The organism is Mycobacteroides sp. H003 (assembly GCF_001440135.1).
GTDB lineage: Bacteria > Actinomycetota > Actinomycetes > Mycobacteriales > Mycobacteriaceae > Mycobacterium > Mycobacterium gwanakae.
In genome coordinates, this window is record NZ_LJYL01000015.1 from 82,357 (window position 1) to 107,577 (window position 25,221).

25 protein-coding genes are annotated in these 25,221 nt (G+C 64.5%); 10 read left to right on the plus strand and 15 right to left on the minus strand.

Annotation, left to right across the window (positions count from 1 at the left end; translation table 11 throughout):
• Positions 1-154: 154 nt before the first annotated feature.
• The 5 genes from AOT87_RS10965 to AOT87_RS10985 form a co-directional block, all read right to left on the minus strand.
• Complete coding sequence (locus tag AOT87_RS10965; protein ID WP_030095889.1) at positions 155-898, minus strand: hypothetical protein; 744 nt, start codon at positions 896-898, stop codon at positions 155-157.
• Positions 899-938: 40 nt separating this feature from the next.
• The gene (locus AOT87_RS10970) at positions 939-2,564 is read right to left on the minus strand and encodes an ABC transporter ATP-binding protein (protein WP_057967187.1); all 1,626 of its coding nucleotides are present in this window, start codon (positions 2,562-2,564) and stop codon (positions 939-941) included.
• 18 nt (positions 2,565-2,582) lie between these two features.
• Positions 2,583-3,497, minus strand: coding sequence for an ABC transporter permease (locus AOT87_RS10975; protein WP_046252334.1), 915 nt, complete (start codon positions 3,495-3,497; stop codon positions 2,583-2,585).
• Positions 3,490-4,413, minus strand: a complete 924-nt coding sequence (locus tag AOT87_RS10980; protein WP_057967188.1) for an ABC transporter permease — start codon at positions 4,411-4,413, stop codon at positions 3,490-3,492. The genes AOT87_RS10975 and AOT87_RS10980 overlap by 8 nt, the downstream gene beginning before the upstream one ends.
• A 125-nt stretch (positions 4,414-4,538) precedes the next feature.
• Positions 4,539-6,158: an ABC transporter substrate-binding protein gene (locus tag AOT87_RS10985; RefSeq protein ID WP_046252332.1), complete on the minus strand. Its 1,620-nt coding sequence runs from the start codon at positions 6,156-6,158 to the stop codon at positions 4,539-4,541.
• Positions 6,159-6,342: 184 nt separating this feature from the next.
• Here AOT87_RS10985 and acs point away from each other — a divergent pair, with 184 nt between their 5' ends.
• Complete coding sequence (gene acs, locus AOT87_RS10990) at positions 6,343-8,289, plus strand: acetate--CoA ligase (protein WP_057967172.1); 1,947 nt, start codon at positions 6,343-6,345, stop codon at positions 8,287-8,289.
• A gap of 9 nt (positions 8,290-8,298) precedes the next feature.
• Here the strand turns inward: acs and AOT87_RS10995 are convergent, their stop codons facing one another.
• Positions 8,299-8,994 carry a hypothetical protein gene (locus AOT87_RS10995; RefSeq protein WP_057967173.1) on the minus strand — a complete coding sequence of 232 codons (696 nt, stop codon included), beginning with the start codon at positions 8,992-8,994 and terminating at the stop codon, positions 8,299-8,301.
• A gap of 236 nt (positions 8,995-9,230) precedes the next feature.
• On the opposite strand from AOT87_RS10995, the gene AOT87_RS11000 reads away from it, so the two are divergent.
• Complete coding sequence (locus AOT87_RS11000) at positions 9,231-9,755, plus strand: phage holin family protein (protein ID WP_030095896.1); 525 nt, start codon at positions 9,231-9,233, stop codon at positions 9,753-9,755.
• A gap of 32 nt (positions 9,756-9,787) precedes the next feature.
• A complete protein-coding gene (locus AOT87_RS11005; protein WP_057967174.1) occupies positions 9,788-10,750 on the plus strand; it encodes an alpha/beta hydrolase in 963 nt (320 codons plus the stop codon).
• On the opposite strand, the gene marP is transcribed toward AOT87_RS11005, so the two are convergent.
• Genes marP through nth form a run of 4 tightly spaced genes read right to left on the minus strand, consistent with a single transcriptional unit; the run spans position 10,724 to position 14,107 of the window.
• A complete protein-coding gene (gene marP, locus AOT87_RS11010) occupies positions 10,724-11,986 on the minus strand; it encodes an acid resistance serine protease MarP (protein WP_057967175.1) in 1,263 nt (420 codons plus the stop codon). The genes AOT87_RS11005 and marP overlap by 27 nt on opposite strands.
• Entirely contained in the window at positions 11,983-12,747 is a 765-nt protein-coding gene (locus AOT87_RS11015; protein ID WP_030095899.1) for a CoA pyrophosphatase, read from the minus strand. Before AOT87_RS11015 ends, marP begins: the two co-directional genes overlap by 4 nt.
• Before the next feature lie 3 nt (positions 12,748-12,750).
• Positions 12,751-13,404, minus strand: a complete 654-nt coding sequence (locus AOT87_RS11020) for a TlpA disulfide reductase family protein (RefSeq protein ID WP_081346288.1) — start codon at positions 13,402-13,404, stop codon at positions 12,751-12,753.
• A 1-nt stretch (position 13,405) separates the two neighbouring features.
• The gene (gene nth, locus AOT87_RS11025) at positions 13,406-14,107 is read right to left on the minus strand and encodes an endonuclease III (protein ID WP_232783356.1); all 702 of its coding nucleotides are present in this window, start codon (positions 14,105-14,107) and stop codon (positions 13,406-13,408) included.
• Positions 14,108-14,369: 262 nt separating this feature from the next.
• Between nth and AOT87_RS11030 the strand changes: the two genes are divergently transcribed.
• Together AOT87_RS11030 and crp are read left to right on the plus strand one after the other, a co-directional pair.
• Complete coding sequence (locus AOT87_RS11030) at positions 14,370-14,708, plus strand: hypothetical protein (protein ID WP_030095902.1); 339 nt, start codon at positions 14,370-14,372, stop codon at positions 14,706-14,708.
• A 91-nt stretch (positions 14,709-14,799) separates the two neighbouring features.
• Entirely contained in the window at positions 14,800-15,474 is a 675-nt protein-coding gene (gene crp, locus AOT87_RS11035; protein WP_030095903.1) for a cAMP-activated global transcriptional regulator CRP, read from the plus strand.
• 12 nt (positions 15,475-15,486) lie between these two features.
• Here crp and AOT87_RS11040 read toward each other — a convergent pair whose 3' ends face one another.
• Genes AOT87_RS11040 through AOT87_RS28335 form a run of 4 tightly spaced genes read right to left on the minus strand, consistent with a single transcriptional unit; the run spans position 15,487 to position 17,758 of the window.
• The gene (locus AOT87_RS11040; protein WP_057967176.1) at positions 15,487-16,332 is read right to left on the minus strand and encodes a DMT family transporter; all 846 of its coding nucleotides are present in this window, start codon (positions 16,330-16,332) and stop codon (positions 15,487-15,489) included.
• 6 nt (positions 16,333-16,338) lie between these two features.
• Positions 16,339-17,127 (minus strand): MBL fold metallo-hydrolase, encoded by a 789-nt coding sequence (locus AOT87_RS11045; RefSeq protein ID WP_057967177.1) that lies wholly within the window; start codon positions 17,125-17,127, stop codon positions 16,339-16,341.
• Positions 17,127-17,600: a RidA family protein gene (locus AOT87_RS11050; RefSeq protein ID WP_030095906.1), complete on the minus strand. Its 474-nt coding sequence runs from the start codon at positions 17,598-17,600 to the stop codon at positions 17,127-17,129. The genes AOT87_RS11045 and AOT87_RS11050 overlap by 1 nt, the downstream gene beginning before the upstream one ends.
• On the minus strand, positions 17,597-17,758 hold the full coding sequence (locus tag AOT87_RS28335) for a DUF4177 domain-containing protein (protein WP_044104864.1): 162 nt from the start codon (positions 17,756-17,758) through the stop codon (positions 17,597-17,599). The genes AOT87_RS11050 and AOT87_RS28335 overlap by 4 nt, the downstream gene beginning before the upstream one ends.
• Positions 17,759-17,828: 70 nt before the next feature.
• Between AOT87_RS28335 and AOT87_RS11055 the strand changes: the two genes are divergently transcribed.
• Complete coding sequence (locus AOT87_RS11055) at positions 17,829-18,857, plus strand: ArsA-related P-loop ATPase (protein WP_044104955.1); 1,029 nt, start codon at positions 17,829-17,831, stop codon at positions 18,855-18,857.
• A complete protein-coding gene (locus AOT87_RS11060) occupies positions 18,854-19,975 on the plus strand; it encodes an ArsA family ATPase (protein WP_030095908.1) in 1,122 nt (373 codons plus the stop codon). Before AOT87_RS11055 ends, AOT87_RS11060 begins: the two co-directional genes overlap by 4 nt.
• Positions 19,976-20,060: 85 nt before the next feature.
• On the opposite strand, the gene AOT87_RS11065 is transcribed toward AOT87_RS11060, so the two are convergent.
• A complete protein-coding gene (locus AOT87_RS11065; protein ID WP_030095909.1) occupies positions 20,061-20,378 on the minus strand; it encodes a WhiB family transcriptional regulator in 318 nt (105 codons plus the stop codon).
• Positions 20,379-20,636: 258 nt separating this feature from the next.
• Here AOT87_RS11065 and ponA2 point away from each other — a divergent pair, with 258 nt between their 5' ends.
• The 3 genes from ponA2 to AOT87_RS11080 all read left to right on the plus strand — a co-directional run bounded on the left by ponA2 (position 20,637) and on the right by AOT87_RS11080 (position 25,193).
• Positions 20,637-23,057, plus strand: coding sequence for a transglycosylase/D,D-transpeptidase PonA2 (ponA2, locus tag AOT87_RS11070; RefSeq protein WP_057967178.1), 2,421 nt, complete (start codon positions 20,637-20,639; stop codon positions 23,055-23,057).
• Between the two features lie 101 nt (positions 23,058-23,158).
• Positions 23,159-24,121 carry a metallophosphoesterase gene (locus AOT87_RS11075; protein WP_030095911.1) on the plus strand — a complete coding sequence of 321 codons (963 nt, stop codon included), beginning with the start codon at positions 23,159-23,161 and terminating at the stop codon, positions 24,119-24,121.
• Between the two features lies 1 nt (position 24,122).
• On the plus strand, positions 24,123-25,193 hold the full coding sequence (locus tag AOT87_RS11080) for a PLP-dependent cysteine synthase family protein (RefSeq protein ID WP_057967179.1): 1,071 nt from the start codon (positions 24,123-24,125) through the stop codon (positions 25,191-25,193).
• The last annotated feature ends 28 nt before the right edge of the window (positions 25,194-25,221 follow it).

Here is a 25,221-nt window from a genome sequence, read left to right on the forward strand (position 1 = left end):
CTTGGGTGAAGTCCGAGTTGGAAGCGTCGCGAAAGCGCCGAGGCCACCCACACAACCCACATTGCACGCTTGGTAACCGGAGGATCCGTGCTAACGGGCGGCGGGCCGATTCATTCGGACCGTCGCCCGTTTTTAATGTTCAGGCCAGTCTCGGTCAGCGCTTAGCGCTATCAGCGATCGATGTCGCCTCCGCCGCACCCGCCGTTAATGCCTGACAGCAGAAGATGATCCAGGCAGCGATGGCTTCGGGTGTACCCGCGGCGAACGCGGACGAAAGCTCACGGTATCTGCCGGACTGCCGCATCCACATCACCTCGGGGACACCAAGCGCGTGCGGATCCAGCCCGCGTGAGACCGTCACCAATCGGGACGCCGCGCGGGCGACCACACCATCGGCAGAACCAAAGGGATTCAGTGCCAACAGTTCCCCGTGCGTGATCGCCGCGAGAATCGGCGCGGACACCGATGTTCCACCCGATGCCAGTTGCGCCAACAACTCCAGCCGATCGGTGTCGACGCCGGGGCGCGGGCGTCCCAGAATGTCCTCGTCCGCCATGCCGGTGGCCGCCAACACATGAAGACGCGCCAATGCCTGCAGTGGAGCACGCGACCACACCGCGGTCAACTGAGTGAGCGCGTCCCCATCGAGCGCCTGACCGACCCGCAGCGCGCCGGCCAGTATCGGGTCCTCCACCGCACCATCGGCGCTCAGCTTCATCGTGCCGCCATCCAGCGCCGACGAAGACCTGGCCGCCCGCACCGCAGCCTCGGCCGCGGTCACCGGCCATCCCCGCAGATTGGCGCGATGACGGTGCACCTTGCTCAACGCATCACGGGCGGATTCGGCAGCGTCGGATACTCCCGGCAGGGCGGCCAGCGGCGCGAGTGGATCAGTCATGGTCCACTAACGGTACTGAATGACTCGCCGCATACGAGACTCACCGCAGGGCCTTGCGCTCCTCGCGCCGGATTCGCTGCTGCTCAGGGTCGGGTACCGGAACAGCCGCCAGCAGCCGTTTGGTGTAGTCATCGGTGGGCGCGGTCAATACCTGTTTGTCAGAACCGAATTCGGCAAGACGACCGTGGTTGAGCACCGCGATGCGGCTTGCCACCAATTCGACAACTGCCAGGTCGTGGCTGATGAACAAACACGCGAACCCGTGCTCACGTTGCAGCTCGGCAAAGAGTTCGAGCACCCGGGCCTGCACCGAGACATCCAGCGCCGAGGTTGGCTCGTCGGCGATCAGCAGGGTCGGCTCCAGCGCCAGCGCCCGCGCGATGCCCACCCGCTGCCGTTGCCCTCCGGAGAGCTGGTGGGGGAACCGGTTTCGCATGTTCGCGGGCAACTGCACCTGCTCCAACAACGTCTTGACTCTGCTTTCCCGCTGGGAGCGGTCCATATCGGTGTGCAGGGTCAACGGCTCGGCGATCGACTGGCCGATGGGCCATCGCGGATTCAGCGACGATCCCGGATCCTGGAACACCACCCCCACCTTGCTCCGGATATCACGCAGCTGCTTACGGTTGGCAGTCGAAATATCCTGCCCGGCAACACAGATAGTGCCCGAAGCCACCTTGAGTAGGCCCACCGCGGCGCGTCCGATGGTGGATTTCCCGGAACCCGACTCGCCGACGAGGCCCACCACCTCCCCTCTGCCGATCGAGAAGGACACGTCGTCGATGGCCCGGAAGTTGCCACCCTTTCCCGGATACTCGATGACGGCATGTTCCACGCTCAGCGCCAGATCGGTTACCGGTAAAGATGATTCGTCGGCGTCGCCCAATGTCGCACCCAGATGCGGCACCGATGCCAGCAGCTGCTGCGTGTATGGCTGCTGCGCGCGGTGGAAGATGCTGTCGGCATCACCCTCCTCGACAACCTCACCGTCCTTCATCACCATGATGCGATCGGCCATGTCGGCGACGACACCCATATCGTGGGTGATCAGGATGATGCCGGCCTCGATTCGATGCCGTAGATCACGCATGAGATCAAGGATTTCGGCCTGCACGGTCACATCCAGCGCAGTGGTGGGCTCATCGGCGATGAGTAGCCCCGGGTCCAGCGCCAGTGCCTGCGCGATCATCGCGCGCTGACGCTGCCCTCCGGAAAGCTGATGGGGGTAATGCTTGACCCGCCGCTGGGGCTCGGGCATGTCCACCAGCTCCAGCAACTCGATGGCGCGCTCACGCGCCTGCCTGCGCGTGATCTTCTTGTGCGCACGTACGGCCTCGGCAATCTGCCAACCGATGGTGTAGACCGGGTTCAGCGCCGTCATCGGCTCCTGGAAGATGACGGCGACATCCTTGCCGCGGACCTCACGCAGTTCGTCATTGGTGGCCCCCAGCAGCTCGGCACCGTTGAGCTTGATGCTGCCCGCCACCCGCGCGGTGGACGGCAACAATGCCGGAATGGCCATGGCAGTGGTCGATTTCCCCGAGCCGGATTCACCGACGATGGCGAGCACCTCGCCCTTGGCGACCGTCAACGAGACACCCTTGACCGCCGGCACCCATTGTTTGTCTACCTCGAAGTCGACCGAGAGGTCCTCGATCTCAACCACGGAATCTGCGGGCACCGCCTACCTCCTCCGCGGATCGAGAGCATCTCGGAGGGCGTCACCAACCATGATGAAGCCGAGCACGGCGGCCGAGAGGAACAAGGCCGGAACGATGACCAGCCTCGGCGTGGTGGCGAAACGGGACTGTCCATCGTTGATCTGAAGTCCCCACGAAATCTCTGGCAGCTCTAGCCCGATGCCCATATAGGTCAGCGTGGCCTCCGCCGCGATGAAGCTGCCCACCGCGATGGTGGCGTACACCAGCACGGGCGCCAGCGCATTGGGAAGTATGTGCCGCAGTAGGATTCGCCACGTCGGCGCTCCCAGCGCGATGGCGGCCTGAACGTAGTCGCTCTGTTTGATGGTCATCACACTGGATCGCACCAGCCGCATCGAGGTCATCCAGCCGAACACGATCAGCGCGCCCGCGACGCTCCACACCGTCCGATGACCGACGACGGACAGCAGGATCATGCCACCCAAAATCGTTGGGATACCGTAGAAGACATCGGTCAACCGGGACAGTGTGGAGTCGGCGAAACCGCCGAAGTACCCCGCCAGCGCCCCGACGAGCACACCGATGATCAGCACGCCCACCATCGCGATCAGGCCGATCGTCAGCGACACTCGCGCCCCATAGACCACGTTGGCGTAATAGTCGCATCCTTGTAGGTCCGTACCCAGCCAGTGCGCCGCGCTGATCCCCTTGCGCGCCTGATAGAGGTCGCAGGCCCGAGGGTCCTTTCCGAAGGTGAACAACTGCGGGACCAACGCCATCAGGACCAAAATCGTCAGCAGGATCGACCCGGTGATGAAGAAGCCACTGCGCCGCAGGTACTTCCAGGCATTTCCCCAAAGATCCGCCTGCTCCACCAACGACTCGGCGGCGGCATCAGGGCCCGAGACCGGGCCAGGGGCATGTATGGGGTCACTCATAGCGAATCCTCGGATCCAGCAGCGCGTACAAGATGTCGACGACGAGATTGAAGAAGATGTAGAAGAAGACGATCAGCGTCAGGATGCTCACCACGACGGCGCCCTCCTGGTTGCGCACCGCATCGAATGTCGCCCTCCCCAACCCAGGGATGTTGAACACCGACTCGGTGACGACCGCGCCCGCCAGCAGCGCACCCACGTCGGCACCGATGAATGTGACGACGGGAATCAGGCTGTTACGCAGGGTGTGCCGCAACAGAATGCGTGATTCGGAGACGCCCTTGGCACGGGCGGTCCGGACAAAGTCGGCGTCCATGGTCTCCAACATCGAGGTTCGGGTGAGCCGAGCCACATAGGCCATGGACAACGAGGCCAGCACCAGCCCCGGCAGCAGGAAGCTGTACCAGCCGTCCCGGATTCCGGCGATCGGGAACCAGCCGAGCTTGAAGCCGAACAGGTACTGCGCCAGGAAGCCCAGCACGAACACGGGCATCGAGACCAGCAGCGTCGTGGTGACAAGAACAAGGTTGTCGTAGAACGATCCCCGGCGCACCGCACACAGCACTCCGGCCGTGATGCCGATGATCGTCTCGAACACCACGGCTACCACCGTGAGCCTCAACGTCACCGGCAGGCGTTGTGAAACAGTTTGCGCGACAGGGCGTTCCTGAAAATCAGTACCGAAGTCACCATGCAGGAAGCCCACGATGTACTTGCCGTAGCGCACCAGGAACGGATCATTGAGATGAAAGCGCTCCCGTAGTTGAGCCATGACCTCGGGGGTGAACGGACGGTCGCCCGCCAACGCCCGAATGGGATCACCCGGTAGCGCGTACACCAGGGAGTAGATGAGCAGCGACGTGCCTATGAGCACCGGAATAGCCAGCAACAGCCGTTTCACCACATAACGAAACAAGCCCGCGTTCTGCCAAAGCCGCCGAACGTCCAGCACATCATCGAGCCACGGAACCGGGAGTGCACGCTCCACTCCCCGCCTATCAACCCTTTCGTTGATCAGCGATCGCGGCCACTTGCGTCCGGTCATTGCACGACCTCCACATCGGCGTACTCGATGCAGTCCTGGATGCTGATCTTGACGTTGCTCACCCGCTTGGAATGCACCGCCTGATTGACCTCATAGAACAGCGGCGCGGCCGGAAGGTCCTTGAACAACAGGTCTTCTGCCTTCTGATACGCCTTGGTGGCCAGTTCCACGGTCGGTTGGTTGTTCCCCTGCCGCAGCAGCTCGTCGAATGCCGGATTGCTGTAGAACACGTAATTGGAGCCCGCCGGTGGCAGCGCCACCGTGCCGTACAACGACTCCAGGAAGTTGTAGATCGACGGGTAGTCCATCACCCAGCCGGAACGGAACGGTCCGGTCATCCCCTTGCTGTCCTGCAACGGCAGGAACTGCGACCACGGCAGGCTCTTGAGGCTGTAGGGCACTTTCAGGTTCGACTGCAGCTGGTTTCCGATGGCCTGCACCCACGACAGTGCTCCGGTGCTCGATGAGCTGTACCACAGCTCAATGGGCTTGCTCCTGTCGAAATGAGCGTCATCGAGCAGTTTGTTGGCCTCATCGACGTGCAGCTCGCACAGCTTTCCGCACGCCCCCTTGCGGTACCCGTAGACCACCGCCGACGCATAGGACGTGGCCGGGGTGCGGGTGCCGGAGAAGATTACCTGGGTGATCGCCTCACGGTCGATGGCCATCGAAATCGCCTGGCGCACACGTACATCCTTGTACCGCGGGTCGTACATCGGGAACCCCAGCGAGGTGATGTCCGGGCGGGGCCGCTCCAGGAAGGCCGATCCGAATTCGGCCCTGGCGTTCTCGTAGGCGGAGTCGGGCAGATCGAGCTGAATGTCGAGAGCACCGGCCTGCATATCGGTGTACGCGGTCAGGCCCTCGGTGTATACCCGCCAGATCAAGCCCTTGGACTTGGCCTTCTTCGGGCCGGCGTACTGGTCGTAACGGCTCAGCGTGAACCCGATACCACGCACCCAGTCGCCGTCGGCCTTGAAGGGGCCATTGCCGATGGGGTGCACGCCGAACTTGGCCGGATCCCGATAAAAGGCCTTGGGCAGCGGCAGGAACGCGGTGTATCCCAAGGTCATCGGGTAGATGGCGAACGGGGTGTTGAGCCGGACGGTGAATGTCACGTCATCCACGACGTGCAATCCGCGCATCTGGGTGGCCCGCGGTGGGATCTTGTTCTTCGGATCTCCCTGGAGATCGCCGTACCCATCGACGTTGGCAAGGAAACTCGAGGAACCCTGGGCATTGGTGCTCAAGGCGGTGTAGTTCCAGGCATCCACATAGGACTGCGCGGTCACCGGTTCGCCGTTATGGAAGGTCCATCCCGGCTTGAGCTTGATCGTCCAATTGACGTTGTCGTGGCTGGTGATCGATTCGGCCACGCCGGTGTATTCCACTTCCGCGGTGTCGTTGTTGAACTCGACCAGCGCGGTAAATAGCGAGCGCAGGATCCGACCACCCTGATTCTCGGTGGTGTTTCCCGGGACCAAGGTGTGCTCGGGTTCGGTGATGTACATGCTGAAGTACCCCGGGGGTGCCGGAGTCACCAGGTCACCGCAGCCCGAGGGCAGAAGCGCCGCAATGCCGACGAGCAACGCGACGGCCAGTCGGCGAAACCGCATCCTCACCCTGCCCTTCGGTAGCTGAAATAGGTAGGACGAACCATAGGCGGGTAACACGCCGATGTCTCTCCATCGACACACCGCCACGCCCGGATCTGAACGACGGCCCCAATTACTTCTCGGTAACCGGGGGCGCCCACTAGGCTTTCGAGCGGACCTGTCTAGGGCAGAAAGGCCAGATCAGATGACCGAAATCAGCACCGAACCGGATCGCTACCCGCCGTCGCCGGAGTTCGTGGCGACAGCGAACGCGACCGCCGACCTCTATCAGGCGGCCGAGGAAGATCGGCTCGGGTTCTGGGCGCAGCAGGCTGGCCGTCTGCACTGGAGCGAGCCTTTCGGCGACGTACTCGACTGGTCCGACGCACCGTTCGCGAAGTGGTTCGTCGGCGGCAAGCTCAATGTCGCCTACAACTGTGTCGATCGGCATGTGGAGGCCGGCCATGGTGATCGGGTCGCCATCCACTGGGAGGGCGAGCCCGGCGACACCCGCACCATCACCTACGCCGAGCTGCTGGCTCAGGTCAGCCAGGCGGCCAACTATCTGACCGACCTCGGCCTGGTTTCCGGTGACCGGGTCGCGATCTACATGCCCATGCTGCCCGAGGCGATCGTGGCGATGCTGGCGTGTGCGCGGCTGGGGCTGATGCATTCGGTGGTGTTCGCGGGATTCTCCGCCGCGGCACTGCGGGCGCGCATCGACGACGCCGAGGCCAAGCTGGTCATCACCTCTGACGGCCAATGGCGGCGCGGCGCCGCGGCCCCACTGAAGGCCGCTGTGGACGAAGCGCTGGGCGGCGAGCCGAGTTCCGTCGAACATGTTCTGGTGGTGCGCCGCACCGAGATTCCCGTCGACTGGACCCAGGAACGCGACCTGTGGTGGCACGAGACGGTCGCTCACGCCGACACCACCCACACGCCCGAATCCTTTGATTCCGAGCACCCGCTGTTCTTGCTGTACACCTCGGGAACGACCGGAAAGCCCAAGGGCATCGTGCACACCTCGGGCGGCTTCCTGACGCAGACCTCGTACACACACTTCAACATCTTCGACCTCAAACCCGAGACCGACGTGTACTGGTGCACAGCCGATATCGGCTGGGTCACCGGCCACACCTATATCGTCTACGGCCCACTGTCCAACGGCGCCACCCAGGTGGTCTACGAGGGCACACCCACTTCGCCGAACGAGCACCGGCATTTCGAGATCATCGAAAAGTACGGTGTCACTATCTATTACATCGCTCCCACGCTGGTGCGTACGTTCATGAAGTGGGGACGCGACATCCCGTTCGCGCACGACCTGTCCAGCCTGCGACTGCTGGGCAGCGTCGGTGAGCCGATCAACCCGGAGGCATGGCGCTGGTACCGCGAGGTCATCGGCGGCAACCGCACCCCCATTGTGGACACCTGGTGGCAGACGGAGACCGGCTCGGCGATGATCTCCCCGCTGCCCGGTGTCACCGACACCAAGCCTGGTTCGGCGATGCGCGCACTACCCGGTATCTCCGCGAAAATCGTTGATGACGACGGGAATCGGCTGGAGCCGGCCAGCGGCGATGAACCGGTCACCGGGTACCTGGTGCTCGATCAGCCGTGGCCGTCCATGCTGCGCGGTATCTGGGGCGACCCCGAGCGGTTCAAGGAGACCTACTGGTCCCGTTATGCCGAGAAGGGCTGGTACTTCGCCGGAGACGGCGCACGCTACGACAGCGACGGCGCCATCTGGGTGTTGGGGCGCATCGACGACGTCATGAACATCTCCGGCCACAGAATCTCGACTGCCGAAGTGGAATCCGCGCTCGTCGGACATGACGGTGTCGCCGAGGCCGCCGTCGTCGGCGCCTCCGACGAGACGACGGGGCAGGCCATCGTGGCGTTCGTGATTCTCAAGGCCAGTCACACCGTCGAGGGCGATGAGCTCGTCTCACACCTGAAAGCTCAGGTGTCCAAGGAGATCTCGCCCATCGCCAAGCCGCGCGAGATTCACGTGGTACCCGAGCTGCCCAAGACCCGCAGCGGCAAGATCATGCGGCGGCTGCTGCGTGATGTGGCCGAGGGACGCGAGCTGGGCGACACCTCGACGCTGGTCGACCCGAGCGTCTTCGAGGCGATCAGAGCCAGCAAGTAGCGCCGTGAGCTAGCCGACCGGGGTGAAACCCACTCCGGCGGTGCGGTTCTTGGCGTTGATATCGGCCAGCACGGTGTTGATCGAGTACGTGGTGGTCGGCGTGTGCAGCGGGATGTACTTGATGACGCACACCGGCAGCTTGGTAGCGGCGCCGTGGATCATCCCCACCAGCTGTCCGTTCACCGTGACCGGCGCACCCGAGTCCCCGGGTTGCCCGCAGACCTGATTGATGAAGGTGCCGGGCTCGGCTCCGGCTCCAAAGGTCACGCCGCACGAGTTACCGGTGGTGCGGCCCAGCTTGCACGCGATGTCACCGGGCTGCGGATCCGGTCCGATTCCGGTGATGGCGAACCCCTTGTAGGTGGACACCGGCTGCACCTTTTCCGGATCGAACTGGATGGTGGCGTAGTCGTACTGCTCGTTACCGTTGACGAACTTTCCCACCACACCCTTCTTGGGAAAGTCCTCGGAGGCCACCTGCGAACCGGCACCACCACAGTGAGCCGAGGTGAAGCCCACTAGATTGCCCTTGTTGTCGTGGCCGATCGTCGTCAGCGTGCAGAGGGTGTCACCGTTGATGATGAGCCCGGACCCGCCGCCCATGGGCACCTTGTCATCGGCTCCGGCGGCGGGAGCCGCGCCAGCCGGAATCGTGGCCACGACGAGGCCAAACAGTGCGATCAGGACCGGCAATCCGTACCGCATATGCCGTCCAAATGACCTCATGTCGCGCAGCCTCTCTCATTCCGGCCGCATCTCTCCCCCGTCGGCCATGCCTGACACCATTCTAAACAAGATTCACACTGGTCACTTCTGTCACAGTGCTATCGATTGGGTAACGACGCCCCAGGCCAGACGCGCCGCAGCCCCGACGCCACCGACGTGGCAACATAGGCCGCACGACATCACACCGGACCCGCAAGGGACACGGAGGGAGCACAGTGAGCAGCCCTGGAAGCCGCAACTACCGCACGGACAGCAATGGTGTTCCGATCACCGTCGCCGCCATTCCGCTGTCCGATCCGAACGCGACCGGCACCGGAGAACCCACCATCGGCAATCTCGTCCGTGATGCCACCACCCAGGTCTCCGCCCTGGTGCGTGCCGAGGTGGAACTGGCCCGCGCCGAGGTCGTCCGGGACGTCAAGAAGGGTGTCGCGGGCAGTATCTTCTTCATCGCGGCTCTCGTCGTCCTGTTCTACTCGACGTTCTTCTTCTTCTTTTTCGCCGCGGAGATCCTCAAGATCTGGCTGCCCGCCTGGGCGGCGTACCTGATCATCTTCGCCGCCATGGTGTTCGTCGCCATCCTCGCGGTGCTGATCGGTTTCCTCCAGGTCAGACGAATCCGAGGACCACGCGACACCATCGCCTCCGTCAAGGAAACACGGACCGTGTTCACCTCACGCGACGATGAGACTCCCGCACTGACCAAGTCGGCCAAGCCCGCAGACCCGTCGGGCTGGTAGCCCACTGAAGTCGGCTCGACACCGACGCATCCATGCTGTTCGACCAGACGGCACGTCACCCCGACCCATCCGTGGTCCGCATCGTCGGCCCGTGGCGCCATTTTGACGTACACGCCAACGGCATTCGGTTCCATGTGGTGGAAGCCGATGCTCCTCACACACCAACCGTGGCCGTCACCAGCAGGCCACTCGTATTGCTGCTGCATGGGTTCGGGTCCTTCTGGTGGTCGTGGCGGCATCAGCTTCGCGAGCTGACAGATGCCCGCGTGGTGGCGGTCGACCTCCGCGGCTACGGGGGCAGCGACAAGCCGCCACGCGGATACGACGGATGGACGCTGGCCGGGGATACCGCCGGGCTGATCCGCGCCCTGGGACACACGTCGGCCACGCTGGTCGGGCATGCCGAGGGCGGACTGGTCTGCTGGGCCACCGCGAACCTGCATCCACGCCTCGTCGACGCCATCGCGGTGGTGAGCTCGCCGCACCCGATCGCCCTGCGCACCGCCACATTCCGCAGAACCGGACAGGGAGGCGCGCTATTGCCGTCCCTGATGCGCTACCAGCTGCCCATCTTTCCCGAGCGCACCCTGACACGTCATCGAGGTGCCGAGCTGGAACGTCTGGTGCGCTTGCGGGCGGGCGAGCACTGGACCACCACCGACGATTTCGCCGAGACCATCCAGCAGCTGCGCACCGCGATCGCCATCCCCGGGGTGGCCCATTGCGCGCTGGAGTATCAGCGGTGGGCGGTGCGTAGCCAGTTGCGCAGCGAGGGTTGGCGTTTCATGAGGTCAATGAACCGTGAACTATCCGTCCCGGTACTTCACATGCGCGGCGACAGCGATCCGTATGTGCTCGCCGACCCGGTGCACCGATCACTGTCCTTCGCGCCCCACGGCCAATTCGTCGCGCTGCGCGGGGTAGGACATTACGGCCACGAAGAAGACCCCGGCACCGTCAACGAGCACCTAGGGAGCTTTAATGGGCGCCGGTGATTGCGGTCCGCTGACGGGCTGCGGTGACTTGTTGGCCTCCGGCGCGGAGATGCAACTGCCGGTGGCGACGGGCTCGGAGAGCTCGGCCTTGGCGAGCTGATCTTTGACCTGCTTGGCGGTCAGCGCGAAGCCGGTGTCGTCATCATCGATCGCCGCCCCGAAGACAACACCGAGCACACGCCCCTCCGTGTCGATCAACGGACCACCCGAATTGCCCTGTAGCACCGAGCCCCTGACGGTGTACACCTCACGTGTGACCGTGGTGGACCGGTAGATGTCCGGGCCGTTCAGCTCGATGATCTCCCGGACCCGCGCCGGTGTCGCCTTGTAGTTCCCGCCACCCGGGTAGCCCAGCACGATGGCGTCGTCCCCGGTCTTGGCCGGTTTGGGCGCGAAGACCAGCGGCGTGGCCGGCATATCCGGAACCGCGAGGATCGAGATATCGGCGTTGGGGTCGTAGGCCACCACGGTGGCATCGAACGTCTGCCCGGCCGACTCGACGGTGACGCTGTTCGTGCCGGCCACGACGTGCGCATTCGACATCACCCGGTGCGGGGCGATGACGAATCCGGTTCCCTCAAGGGACTTCTGGCAGCTGCGGGCAATGCCTTTGATCTTCACAACGCTCGGCTCGGCGCCCCGCACCACCGGACCGTCCACCAACGTTGAGTCCGGGGCGTCGACGGCCGCGATGGGGGTCTTACCGAACGGCTGCAACACACCGGTCACACCCGAGGTGTCCAGCAGCTTGGACAGGTCGTTGGGTACCTTGCGGAGTTGGTCCGGGGCGTACTTGTCGACCTGGCTGAGAACCCTCGATTCACGAGCTGCCGCAGAGATATTCGGCTGGTTGGAGCTCTGCATCGGAATCGACAGCAGCCATGCGGCCACCAGCACGGCGGCCACCTGCAGCACCACTCCCACCACCGAATCGCCGGCGCGCAGCGCCCGATTTTTGATGGCACCACGCATGGCCCGGCCCAGCACCACGCCCGCCACCTCGCCGATGACCACCAACACCAGGATGAGCAGCAGCGAGGCGAACAACCGGGTACGTGCCCCGTCCAGGTTGCCCACCACATGCGGGGCCAGCATCACGCCGGCTACCGCGCCCAGGATCACCCCGACGAATGACATCAAGGAACCCAGTGCGCCGGAACGCCATCCGGACACCGCGGCAATGAACGCGACGGCGATGACGCCGATATCGAGCCACTGTGATGGATTCAGATTCATACCGACCCTCCCAGGTGCTCGGCCAGCAGCTCATCAAGATCACGAAGGTTACGAGTGTCCCATGGCTGTGCCCAGCCGGACACCTCCAACATCGCCGAGATGATCTGCCCGGTGAAGCCCCACACCAGCATCCCCGGCAACAAGAAGGCCGGGCCACTGTAACGAATACCAAATGTCTTCTTAGTCACCATGATTCGATTCGCCGGATCCACCAGGTCACCGATCTTCACCCGTGACACCCCGGCGGTCTCGCCCGGATCGACCGCAAGAACCTGTCCCGGGTCGGGCGAGTAGGCAAGCACCGGAGAGACGTGGAAGCCGGATGGCGGGATGAACAGCGGCTCCATGACCGTCAGCGGCTGCACGCGAACCGGGTCCAGCCCCGTCTCCTCCTGCGCCTCACGCAATGCGGTTCCCACCGGCCCTGCGTCACCGGGATCGGTAGCACCGCCAGGGAAGGACACCTGACCGCTGTGCTGACGCAAGGTCGATGCGCGCACCGTCAGCAACAGATCCGCCTCGGTGGGGTCGGTCACCGCCTGGTCGGCGGACACCAGCACCAGCACCGCCGCCGGGCGCCCGGAAGAGGGCAGCTTGCGCGCCCGCAGCACCGCCTTGATCGCGGGGTGCACGCCACGGCCGTAGATGTCCTTGACACCCGCGGCGTTGTCCACCAGCGGTCGCATCCAGTCTGGAGCGGCACCGGGCGTCAGTGGCGCTGTCGCCAATCCTCTTCGCGTAAGCGGCTCATCGGCAGTCACGACCTAGAACCTCACTCCCAACGCTTGTTCCACCTCGGCACCGATCTCATCCGCCGAAGTGAACGAACGCGGTAGCACTCGGGCAACGCTACCGTCCGCTCGAATCAAAATGGTCGTGGGCATGACATTCGGTGACTTCAGCGCGGCGGCGATGCGCCGGGCCCCGTCCTGGATCATCGGCAGCCTGACGTGTAGCTCGGCGAGCTTGGCCAGCCCGGCCGCCTCGTTCTCGTCTTGATGCACCGTGACGACGGTGAGCTTGTCGCCCGCGCGGCGCTGCAGCTCGGCCATCGCCGGCAGCTCATCGGCACAGGGACCGCACCAGTAGGCCCACAGGTTCAGCACCACCTGCCGCCCGGCGAGGACGGGACCGACCGCCACCGGAGCCCCACTGCATTCCAGCGTTATCCCGGCCAGCTCGCGCGTCCCCGGTGCGCTGTCGGCGTTGGGACATGGCGGCAGTTGCGCCTGCCGGAACAGTTCCGCGAGGGCTTCGGGGGTGTCGGCGTCCCGGCGTTCGCGGGCGGCGACAGGATCCTGCCCTTGCGGCGCGCGCCGCCGCTGATCGTGTTGCTGCGACAACATGACGGCGATCAGCGCCGCGACCAGCACCATCCCCACGATCGTCCACCGCGCCCCGGTGCTGAGCCGAGACACGTCACAACCCGGCCAGGGCCAGCAGGTGCTCCGTTTCCGGCCCCTTCACCAGCGGCGCGGCCAGCTCGGGATCTGTCGGGCCCAGTCCGTACGACGGGCAGTCCTTGGCCAGTACACAGACACCGCATGCGGGCTTGCGGGCATGACATACCCGCCGACCGTGGAAGATCACCCGGTGGCTGAGCAGGGTCCATTCCTTACGTTCAATCAGCTCTCCGACGATGTGCTCGACCTTGACCGGATCTTCTTCCTCGGTCCAGCGCCAGCGTCGCACCAGTCGCCCGAAATGCGTGTCGACGGTGATGCCCGGGATGTCAAAGGCGTTGCCCAGGACAACATTCGCCGTCTTGCGACCAATACCGGGGAGGGTGACCAGATCCTTCAGCCGCGGCGGCACCTCACCGCCATACCGCTCCACCAGCTGGGTGCCCAGCCCGATGATCGAGTTCGCCTTGTTCCGGTAGAAGCCGGTGCTTCGGATCATCTCTTCGAGTTCGGTCCGGTTGGCTCCCGCGTAGTCCTCCGCGGTGCGGTACTTGGCGAACAACGCGGGCGTCACCATGTTGACCCGGACGTCGGTGCATTGCGCCGACAAAATGGTCGCGACCGCCAATTCCAGCGGGTTGGTGAAGTCGAGCTCGCAGTAGACGTGCGGAAATGCTTGCGCCAGAGTGCGATTCATTCGCCGCGCCCGACGGACCAATCCCGTGTGCGTCTCGGGCTTCCAGGTTCGGGCCGGAGCTGGCGTCTTTACCGTCGATTTCGCTCTGGGCTTAGAGGCCGATCCGGTCAGTGACACAAGCCCAGGGTAGCGGGAGCTGAGGACACGGGAGGGGCGAGCGTGCCCACCGATTACACCCCTGCGCAGGACAAACCGGTTGTTTTTCGTGACCTCGTCGAGATCTTGGGCGTGTTTACTTCAACCCGTGTCGGGCCTATTCGGTTTGTTGGTACCCGGACTTCTCATGCTTGCCAGCCTTGGGCTCGGGAAGCTGGAAGCCGGGTTGATGCGGCATACCTTGCAGCCGAGCGAGGTCGCCGATTTCCTGGACCAAGCCAGTCCTTCGGATATGAATCGCCTCGCGCGCGACGGCATGCCGTCAGCAATCGAGGACTTGCACCGGCGGCAATTGCAGCGCATCGAGCCGTCCTTGGAGGCGGTGTATGAGGCCACCACAAACGGCTACAACCAGCCACGAATCAACGGTTCAACGATGAATCGCCTGCGTGAAGAGGGTGTGTCCTCGATGCGCTCACGGCATTCGGTGGTGGATTCACTGCGTGCCGGTGGCGCAGCGGTGTAGCTTGGATCACGTTCTTTAGCGACTTGGCCTCTAGACTCATGTCGAGTAGGCCAGCGCAAGCATGACTAACGAATTTGGGTAAGGGGCAAACGTGGACGAGATCCTGGCCAGGGCCGGAATCTTCCAGGGTGTCGAACCGAGTGCCATCTCGGCGCTGACCAAGCAGCTGCAGCCGGTTGACTTTCCGCGCGGGCACACGGTGTTCGCCGAGGGCGAGCCTGGCGACCGTCTGTACATCATCATCACCGGCAAGGTGAAGATCGGACGCCGGTCACCCGACGGCCGTGAGAACCTGCTGACGATCATGGGTCCGTCGGACATGTTCGGTGAGCTGTCGATCTTCGACCCCGGACCCCGGACGTCAAGCGCCACCACCATCACCGAGGTGCGCGCCGTGTCGATGGACCGGGACGCGTTGCGCGCCTGGATCGCCGACCGTCCGGAGATCGCCGAGCAGCTACTGCGCGTGCTGGCTCGCCGCCTGCGCCGCACCAACAACAATCTGGCCGATTTGATCTTCACGGATGTGCCCGGTCGCGTGGCCAAGCAGCTGCTGCAGCTGGCCCAGCGGTTCGGTACCCAGGAGGGCGGCGCGCTGCGCGTGACGCACGACCTGACCCAGGAAGAGATCGCTCAGCTGGTGGGTGCATCCCGCGAGACCGTGAACAAGGCGCTGGCCGACTTCGCGCACCGCGGCTGGATCCGGCTGGAGGGCAAGAGCGTCTTGATCTCCGACTCGGAGCGGCTGGCTCGCCGCGCGCGCTAGTTTCTGCGCGCGTCAGCGTGACGCGCTCAACGCCACCACCGCGACGCACACCAGCGTGAGCACCGCACCGGCTTGTTGAATCCGGCTGAGCCGCTCATGAAGCACCACGCGGGCGATGAGCACCGTCACCACCGGGTACAGCGAGGACAGCACCGCCGCGATGCCGAGGCTTCCGTGCGCTGAGGCGTACGTGAACAACAGAATCGCTGAGGTGTCGAGCACACCGGCGAAGGGCACCGCCCCGAACGGCGGGCGCAGATTGGCCCGCAGGTTCTTCCAGCTGAATGCCCCGAGCACCACGATCAGCGTTACCTCGGTCGCGCGGGAAACCACAACCGCCTCAACCGGGTGGTACCTGCCGGCCTCGGCCAGCAGGATCATGCAGACACCGAACATCACCATGCAGAAGAACGACCAGATGAGCACCTGTCTGCCCGGGCGTTGCCCGTCCAGCCCCTGTGAAGCGGAGGCCAGCATGACGCCCACAAGGGTGCCCGCCAGCCCCAGATAGGTCAGTCCCGACAGCGACTGCCCGATCGTGGCGCCCCAGAGGACTGGCACCACCGCACCCACCGCCGCGATGGGCGAGACGACGCCCATCGGTCCGATGGCAAGTGCGCGATACAACGCGTAAAGCGCCGTGAAAGCCGCTGGGCCGGAAAGCATTCCCAGTAGCGTGCGGCCGTCGAAATGTGATGAGGACGTGACCAGCGCAACCAGGCTCACCACGGCAAGCCCGACGGGCCGGCTCAGTGCCAGTACTGCGAGAGTGGAACGCCGCTTGCTCGCGTGCCCGCCGATGAAATCGCTGATGCCCCAGCTGAGCGAGCCCGTGAGGGCCAATGGGATGGTGTTCACCGCTGGCTAGACGGCGCGCAGGTAGTCCAGCTGCGCCTGCACCGACCATTCCGCGGCGCCCCACAGCGACGGGTCCACATCCGTATAGACGAATTCGACGACCTGCCGAGCCGAGGCATCCTCACCCAGTGCGGCTAGCGCCCCGCGCACCTGGTCGAGACGCTGCTCGCGATGTGCCAGATACTCGGCCGATATCGCCGACAAGTCACCCAACTCCGGACCGTGGCCGGGCAGCACGGTGCGCTTACCCAGGCCCTCAAGACGTTTCAGCGACTCCAGGTAGTCACCGAGGCCTCCACCGTCCTGCGCGATGACGGTTGTACCCCGCCCGAGGATGGTGTCGGCGGTCAGCACCGCGTCGTCAAGAACGAAGGACACCGAGTCGTCGCTATGCCCGGGTGTGGCGAGCACCGAGATGGACAAGCCCGCGACGTCGATGTGCTCGCCGTCGGTCAGGGCCACCGAATCGCCGCGCAGCCAGGCCGGGTCCGCCGCGCGCACCGGCGCACCGGTCAGTTCGACCAGCCTGTCGACGCCGCCGGTGTGATCGAAGTGCCGATGGCTCACCAGAACCAGTGCCACCTTGCCGATTTTCGCCAGCTCCTCGACGTGTACATCGGGGTCACCGGTGGCGACACCCGGGCCGGGGTCGACGATGACGATCTCATCGCTGCTCGGGGCGCGCAGCACCCAGGTGTTGGTGCCTTCCAGCGTCATCATCCCCGGGTTGTTGGCCAGCAGCACCGAAGCGGTTTCGGTGACCGGACGCAGCTGCCCGTAGGCGGGATGGGTCATCAGGCGGATGCTTCCGCTGTGACCTCCACGATGATCTCCACCTCCACCGGGGCGTTGATCGGCAGCTCCGCGACCCCCACGGCCGAGCGCGCGTGCACACCCGCGTCTCCGAACACCTCACCCAGCAGCTCCGATGCCCCGTTCACCACGCCCGGCTGACCGGTGAAACCCGATGCCGATGCGACGAATCCGACGACCTTGACCACCTTCACGACGTTGTCGATCCCGACAAGTGCGTCCACTGCGGCGACGGCGTTGAGAGCAGAGATGCGGGCCAGGGCCTTGGCGTCCTCCGGGGACACCTCGGCGCCGACCTTTCCGGCGGTGACCAGACTGCCGTCCACGATGGGCAGCTGTCCGGAGGTATAGACGTGGTTGCCGCTGCGCACCGCGGGCTGGTACGCCGCCAGGGGTGCGGCGACGGCGGGCAGCTCGATTCCCAGCTCGGCCAGCCGGGCGCTATGCGTGCTCACTTCGACCTCTTCAGGTAGGCGACATGCTGTTCACCAGTGGGCCCCGGCAGCACACTCACCAGCTCCCAGCCATCGCTTCCCCACTGGTCCAGGATCTGTTTGGTGGCGTGTGTCAACAGCGGGACGGTGGCGTACTCCCATACGGTGCGTTCGGTCATACCCGCAACCCTAGACAAGCACAGACGTTCTGACATCGGTTCGATCGTGGACAGTTAGCATGCGTGCGTGGTGAACACTTCCCCTGACGACGACGCAGGGACCTCAGCCAACGCCTGGCCCGCGCGAGTCGCGAATGCGCGACTGCACTTTGTGACCGGCAAGGGCGGGACTGGAAAGTCCACCATCGCCGCGGCCCTGGCCCTGGCGCTCGCCGCAGGCGGCCGCAAGGTGCTGCTGGTCGAGGTCGAAAACCGGCAGGGCATCGCCCAGCTTTTCGACGTACCTCCGCTGGCGCCCAAGGAACTCAAGATCGCCACCGCCGAGGGCGGCGGAGCAGTGAACGCGCTCGCTGTCGAGATCGAGACGGCGTTCATGGAGTACCTCGAGATGTTCTACAACCTCGGCCTGGCCGGGCGTGCGATGAAGCGCATCGGCGCCATCGAGTTCGCGACCACGATTGCGCCGGGTCTGCGCGATGTCATCCTCACCGGAAAGATCAAGGAATGCATCGTCCGCGTCGACAAGTCCGGACGGCATGTGTACGACGCCGTCGTGGTCGACGCCCCGCCCACCGGCCGGATCGCCCGCTTCCTCGATGTGACGTCGGCGCTGTCCGATATCGCCAAGGGCGGACCCATTCACTCGCAGTCCGAGGGTGTGCGCAAGCTGCTGCACTCGGATCAGACGGCCATCCACCTGGTGACTCTGCTTGAGGCTCTGCCCATGCAGGAGACCGCCGAGGCCATCGCCGAACTGAGCGGGATGGGCCTACCGATCGGCAGTGTGATCGTCAACCGAACCGTGGTGCCGCATCTGTCGCCGGCAGATCTGGACAAGGCCGCCGAAGGTGTCATTGACGCCGACGCGGTTCGTAAGGCATTGGCCGATAACAACGTAACCATCTCCGACGCCGACTTCGCCGGTCTACTCACCGAGACCATCGAGCACGCGACCCGGATGCGGGCACGGGCCGAGAGCGAGGAACTACTCGGCGAGTTGCAGATACCGCGACTGGAATTGCCCTCCCTGGCCGACGGCGTCGACCTGGGCAGCCTCTACGAACTGGCCGAGAGCCTGGCCGAGCAGGGAGTCCGATGAGCAACACACCTGCCGTCTTGGACATGGCGGCCATCCTCGAAGACCGCAAGAACCGCGTCGTGGTCTGCTGCGGGGCCGGTGGTGTCGGCAAGACCACCACGGCCGCTTCGGTCGCGCTACGGGCCGCGGAGTACGGCCGCACCGTTGTGGTGCTGACCATCGACCCGGCCCGCCGGTTGGCGCAGTCGCTGGGCATCGAAGCGCTCGGTAACACCCCGCAGCAGGTACACATCGAGGGCATCAAGGGCGAGCTGTACGCGATGATGCTGGACATGCGTCGCACCTTCGACGAGTTGGTGGTCCAGCACGCGGGATCCGATCGCGCACAATCGATTCTGGACAACAAGTTCTATCAGACCGTCGCCACCTCCATGTCGGGCACACAGGAGTACATGGCCATGGAGAAGCTCGGACAGCTTCTCCATGAAGACAAATGGGATCTGATCGTGGTGGATACCCCGCCGTCGCGTAACGCACTGGACTTCCTGGACGCACCAAAGCGGTTGGGCAGCTTCATGGATGGACGCCTCTGGAAGATGCTGCTGGGCTCCAGCCGCGGCTTGGGCCGGATCGTCACGGGAGCCGTCGGGCTGGCGATGAAAGCGCTGTCGACGGTCCTCGGATCGCAATTACTTTCCGACGCTTCAATGTTCGTGCAATCTCTGGACTCCACGTTCGGAGGATTCCGCGAGAAGGCTGACCGCACCTATGAGCTGTTGCGCCGACGCAGCACCCAGTTCGTCGTGGTGTCGGCCGCCGAACCCGATGCGTTGCGTGAGGCCACCTTCTTCGTCGAGCGGCTGACCCAGGAGGGCATGCCGCTGGCCGGCCTCATCCTCAACCGCACTCATCCCACGCTGTCGACCCTGACCGTCGAGCGCGCCGTCGATGTCGCGGACAACCTCGAAGAGTCGGGCGAGTACAGCCTGCCGGCGGCGGTGCTGCGGGTTCATGCCGAGCGCGCGGCCACCGCCAAGCGGGAGATCCGGCTGCTGTCGCGGTTTACGAGCGCCAATCCCACGGTTCCGATCGTCGGGGTGCCTTCACTCCCGTTCGATGTGTCCGACGTGGATGCGCTGCGCGCGATCGCCGATCAGATCACCGGCGTCGCCTCTTAACCCCAGATACACGTCGAGTGTCGACTTCTCGGGCGGATGTTCAGGAGAACAACCCGAGAAGTCGACACTCGACGAAAAGAACTAGTTAGACCGCGCTCTTGTGCTTGCGCTGCGCGGCGAAGAAGTCGGCCCAGGAATCCACCTCGGGGTGAGCCTTGAGCATCGCGCGACGCTGCCGTTCGGTCAGTCCGCCCCACACACCGAACTCGACGCGGTTGTCCAGCGCGTCGGCGCCGCATTCCATCATGACCGGGCAGTGCCGGCAGATCACTGCTGCCTTGCGCTGCGCTGCCCCGCGGACGAACAACTCGTCAGGGTCGCCTTGTCTGCATCTGGCCTGTGAAACCCAGGCAATGCGCGCTTCTCCACCATCGATTGATACCGCCGTATGCAACGCACTCATGGCTGGCCGTGAAGCTGACACTGGCAATCCCTTCTGTCACTAGCGGCCCATAAGAGGCGTGGGCCACACTCCGCTTGGTGTGTAACTTGAATCACACCGTGAGATCAAGTTAGTGGTCAGAGATCTTCAACGCAACACCTGATCCGAATTTTTTGGGACGGTTGTGCCGACAACGTCTTTTTCATCGCCCCGCCGGGGCCCGGCGTTACCGATCAACTACCGGCAGACACCTCTGCGGAGGCCACGTACCCTGTGCCTATGCCAGAACGCCCGCCCGAGTCGGTGACCCTCGCGAAGCTCGCGGGATGCGGGCTTATCGCGGCGGTCATCCTGGCCGGATTGATGTTCCCCCTCGCGGGCGGCTTCGGGTTGGCGTCCAACCGCGCCTCCGATGTGGTGGCCAATGGGTCCACCCAGCTGCTCGAGGGCGAGGTACCTGCGGTCACCACCGTGGAAGACGCCAAGGGCAACAAGATCGCCTACCTCTACACGCAGCGGCGATTCGAGGTGCCCGCCGATCAGATCGCCGACACCATCAAGCTGGCCCTGTTGTCCATCGAGGACAAGCGGTTCACCTCGCACAACGGTGTCGACTGGAAGGGCACGCTCGGCGGCCTGGCCGGATACGCCTCCGGTGACGAGGACACCCGCGGTGGTTCCACCATCGAGCAGCAGTACGTGAAGAACTACCAGCTGCTGGTGGTGGCCAAGACCGACGCCGAACGCAAGGCGGCCATCGAGACCACCCCCGCGCGCAAGCTGCGCGAGATCCGGATGGCGCTGCGGCTGGACCGCACCTTTACCAAGCAGGAGATCCTGACCCGGTACCTGAACCTGGTGTCCTTCGGTAACAACTCGTTCGGTGTGCAGGATGCCGCACAGACCTACTTCGGCGTCGACGCCAAGGACCTGAACTGGCAACAGGCGGCGCTGCTGGCGGGCATGGTGCAGTCCACCTCCGGGCTGAATCCCTACGTCAACCCCGAACGTGCGCTGGCCCGCCGCAACCTGGTGCTCGACACCATGATCGCCAATGCCCCGGAAAAGAAGGCCGAACTGGTGGCGGCCAGGGCGCAACCCCTCGGTGTGCTGCCCCAGCCCAATGAGCTGCCGCGCGGATGCATAGCCGCCGGAGACCGTGCGTTCTTCTGTGACTACGTGCTCGACTACCTGGCCAAGTCGGGTATCAGCAAGGACCAGGTGATGAAGGGTGGATATCTCATCCGCACCACCCTGGATCCCGATGTGCAGAACTCGGTGAAACAGGCGGTCTCCCACGTCGCCGATCCGGGTCTCAACGGTGTCGCCGATGTCATGAGCGTCATCAAGCCGGGACAGACCAGCCACCCCATCATGGCCATGGCATCCAGTCGCACTTATGGACTGGATGGCGCAGCCAACGAGACGATGCAGCCGCAGCCCTTCTCCCTCGTCGGCGACGGCGCCGGATCGATCTTCAAGATCTTCACGGTCGCCGCCGCCATGGATATGGGCATGGGCATCAACACCGTGCTCGATGTACCGCCCACCTTCTCGGCCAAGGGTCTCGGCAGCAGCGACGGCACCAAGGGCTGCCCCAAGGACACCTGGTGCGTCAAGAACGTCGGTAACTACCGTTCCCCGATGAGCGTCACCGACGCCCTGGCCACCTCGCCAAACACCGCGTTCGCCAAGTTGATTCAGTCGATCGGCGTGTCCAAGGCGGTCGACATGGCCGTCAAGTTGGGCATGCGTTCCTACGCGCAGGCGGGCACCGCCAAGCCCTATGACCCCGAGGGCGACGAGAGCCTGGCCGATTACATCAAGAAGTACAACCTGGGCTCGTTCACACTGGGCCCCATCCAGGTGAACGCCCTCGAACTATCCAATGTGGCAGCCACTTTGGCCTCTGGCGGCAAGTGGTGCCCACCCAATCCGATCGACAAAGTCTTCGACCGCCACGGCAAAGAGGTCCCGACCACCACCGAGGCCTGCGAGCAGGCGGTACCCACCGGGCTCGCCAACACCCTCGCAAACGCGCTGAGTAAGGACGATCAGCCCGGCGGCACCGCCGCAGGCTCGGCAGGCTCGGTCGGCTGGAGCCTGCCGTTGTCCAGTAAGACGGGAACCACTGAAGCGCACCGGTCTTCGGCCTTCCTGGGATTCACCAACAACTTGGCCGCGGCGAGCTACATCTTCGACGACTCGACCTCTCCCGGCGACCTGTGTTCCTTCCCGCTGCGCAAGTGCGGCGACGGAAACCTGTACGGCGGAAATGAGCCCGCCCGGGCCTGGTTCGAAGCCATGAAACCGATCGCCGAGAACTACGGCCCTACGGCCCTGCCTCCCACCGAACCGCGGTACGTCGACGGAGGTCCTGGCTCCAAGGTGCCCAGTATCAACGGACTGCGCGAATCCGAGGCACGTGACGTTCTCAAGAAGGCCGGATTCAAGGTGGCCGACCAAGCCAGCGTGGTGAACAGCACCGCGCCGTTCAACGAGGTCGTCGGCACCAGCCCATCTGGAACAACCATCCCGGGCTCGACCGTCACCATCCTGCTGAGTAACGGCATCCCGCCGGCGCCGCCGCCTATCGTCATTCCGGGCCTGGGCGGCCCACCGGGCGAGATGACGACGACGGTCGTCAATATCCCCGGCCTGCCGCCGATCACCGTGCCGGTGCTGGCGCCGCCCCCGTGAGCTAGCTGCCCGTCTTCGCGCACGCCGTTCACGACGAGAAATTCGCCACGTTTTGCGCTGGTGATCAAGGGTCACTCAGCTTTCGGAGTTACTCTCGGATGATGAACACGTCGTTCAACACGGTTATCAAGCGAGCGGCCGCTTATTCGGCAGGTTCGGCCGCGCTTGGCATCGGGTACGCGTCGATCATCGAACGCAACGCGTTCACCGTCCGCGAAGCAACGATGGATGTACTCGACCCCGGCGCCTCCCCGCTACGGGTGCTCCACATCAGTGATATCCACATGCGGCCCGGCCAGCACCTCAAGCAGGCCTGGTTGCGCGAGCTGGCGCAGTGGCAGCCGGACCTGGTGATCAATACCGGCGACAACCTGGCCCACCCCAAGGCGGTGTCTTCCGTCGTGCAGGCCCTGGGGGATTTGCTCTCGGTCCCAGGACTTTTCGTCTTCGGAAGCAACGACTACTTCGGCCCGCGGCTGAAGAACCCCGCCAAATACCTGTACAAGAGCGATGAGCGCAAGCACGGGGAACCGCTGCCGTGGCAGGATCTGCGCGCGGCATTTACCGAGCGCGGCTGGCACGATATGACCCACACTCGGCACGAGCTGGAGGTCGGCGGGGTGCGGATCGCGGCCGCCGGAGTCGATGACCCGCATCTGCACCGGGACCGCTACGACACCATCGCCGGAATGCCGAATCCGCTGGCCACACTGCGGCTGGGGCTGACCCATTCGCCCGAGCCGCGGGTACTCGACCGCTTCGCCGAGGACGGCTACCAGCTGGTGATGGCCGGTCACACCCATGGCGGGCAGCTGTGCTTGCCGTTCTATGGAGCGATCGTCACCAACTGCGAACTGGATCGTTCCCGGGTGAAGGGTCCGTCGCGCTGGGGTTCGCATATGCAGCTGCACGTGTCGGCGGGTATTGGCACATCGCCATTCGCGCCGATGCGGTTCTTCTGCCGTCCGGAGGCGACGCTGCTGACCCTGGTGCCTGCGCGCATCGACGGCCAAGGGACCGACGCCGAATCCGGCGACCGGCTGCCCAGCGCCACCGCGCAGTGACGTGAGCCGCACGTGGGCCGATAACGCGGTCCGGCTGATCGAGGCGGACGCCCGTCGTAGCGCCGATACCCACCTGCTGCGGTACCCGTTGCCTGCGGCCTGGGCCGACACCGTGGATGTGCAGCTGTATCTCAAGGACGAGTCCACTCACATCACCGGCAGCCTGAAACATCGTTTGGCGCGTTCACTTTTCCTGTATGCGTTGTGTAACGGGTTCATCCGGGAAGGCACCACGGTCGTGGAGGCCTCGTCCGGTTCGACCGCGGTGTCCGAGGCCTACTTCGCGCAGCTGCTGGGGCTGCCCTTCATCGCGGTGATGACGGCTTCGACCAGTCCCAGCAAGATCGCCCTGATCGAGTCTCAAGGCGGCAGTTGCCATTTCGTCGATCAGGCACAGCAGGTCTATGCCGAGGCACAGCGGCTCGCCGACGAGTCCGGTGGACACTATCTGGACCAGTTCACCAACGCCGAACGTGCCACCGACTGGCGCGGCAACAACAACATCGCCGAATCGATCTTTACCCAGATGCACTACGAAAAGCACCCGCTGCCAACGTGGATCGTGGTCGGGGCCGGCACGGGCGGCACCAGCGCAACCATCGGACGGTACATCCGCTATCGCCGCTACCCCACCAAACTGTGTGTGGTGGACCCGGATAACTCGGCGTTCTACCCGTCCTACATCGCCGGACATGATGTGGTGACCGGGATTTCATCGCGTATCGAGGGCATCGGGCGTCCTCGCGTCGAGCCTTCGTTCCTGCCCACCGTGGTGGACCGTATGGAGCAGATACCCGATGCGGAGTCGGTGGCGCTCACGCGGCATGCCAGCACCGTGCTGGGCCGTCGGGTGGGTGCGTCAACGGGAACCAACCTGTCCGGCGCGTTCCGGGTGATCTCGGAAATGGTGCGGGACGGTGTCCCCGGCTCGGTGGTGACACTGCTGGCCGACACCGGCGACCGGTATGCCGACACCTACTTCGATGACGCCTGGGTCGCCGAGCAGGGATTCGATCTGCTGGCCCCGACGGAGCGTCTGGCCGAGTTCGAGAACACCGGCCGGTGGGGTTAGCCTCGGGACGATAAGGGCACGTCACATC

Excerpts from the sequence above, each read along its gene's own strand:
- AOT87_RS11060 (WP_030095908.1), top strand. The coding sequence starts at position 18,854 with ATGAGCAACACACCTGCCGTCTTGGACATGGCGGCCATCCTCGAAGAC.
- AOT87_RS11045 (WP_057967177.1), bottom strand. The coding sequence starts at position 17,127 with ATGACCCATCCCGCCTACGGGCAGCTGCGTCCGGTCACCGAAACCGCT.
- AOT87_RS11075 (WP_030095911.1), top strand. The coding sequence starts at position 23,159 with ATGAACACGTCGTTCAACACGGTTATCAAGCGAGCGGCCGCTTATTCG.
- acs (WP_057967172.1), top strand. The coding sequence starts at position 6,343 with ATGACCGAAATCAGCACCGAACCGGATCGCTACCCGCCGTCGCCGGAG.
- AOT87_RS10995 (WP_057967173.1), bottom strand. The coding sequence starts at position 8,994 with ATGCGGTACGGATTGCCGGTCCTGATCGCACTGTTTGGCCTCGTCGTG.
- AOT87_RS10975 (WP_046252334.1), bottom strand. The coding sequence starts at position 3,497 with ATGAGTGACCCCATACATGCCCCTGGCCCGGTCTCGGGCCCTGATGCC.
- AOT87_RS10985 (WP_046252332.1), bottom strand. The coding sequence starts at position 6,158 with ATGCGGTTTCGCCGACTGGCCGTCGCGTTGCTCGTCGGCATTGCGGCG.
- ponA2 (WP_057967178.1), top strand. The coding sequence starts at position 20,637 with ATGCCAGAACGCCCGCCCGAGTCGGTGACCCTCGCGAAGCTCGCGGGA.
- AOT87_RS11005 (WP_057967174.1), top strand. The coding sequence starts at position 9,788 with ATGCTGTTCGACCAGACGGCACGTCACCCCGACCCATCCGTGGTCCGC.
- AOT87_RS28335 (WP_044104864.1), bottom strand. The coding sequence starts at position 17,758 with ATGACCGAACGCACCGTATGGGAGTACGCCACCGTCCCGCTGTTGACA.
- marP (WP_057967175.1), bottom strand. The coding sequence starts at position 11,986 with ATGAATCTGAATCCATCACAGTGGCTCGATATCGGCGTCATCGCCGTC.
- AOT87_RS10965 (WP_030095889.1), bottom strand. The coding sequence starts at position 898 with ATGACTGATCCACTCGCGCCGCTGGCCGCCCTGCCGGGAGTATCCGAC.
- AOT87_RS11030 (WP_030095902.1), top strand. The coding sequence starts at position 14,370 with ATGCTTGCCAGCCTTGGGCTCGGGAAGCTGGAAGCCGGGTTGATGCGG.
- AOT87_RS11065 (WP_030095909.1), bottom strand. The coding sequence starts at position 20,378 with ATGAGTGCGTTGCATACGGCGGTATCAATCGATGGTGGAGAAGCGCGC.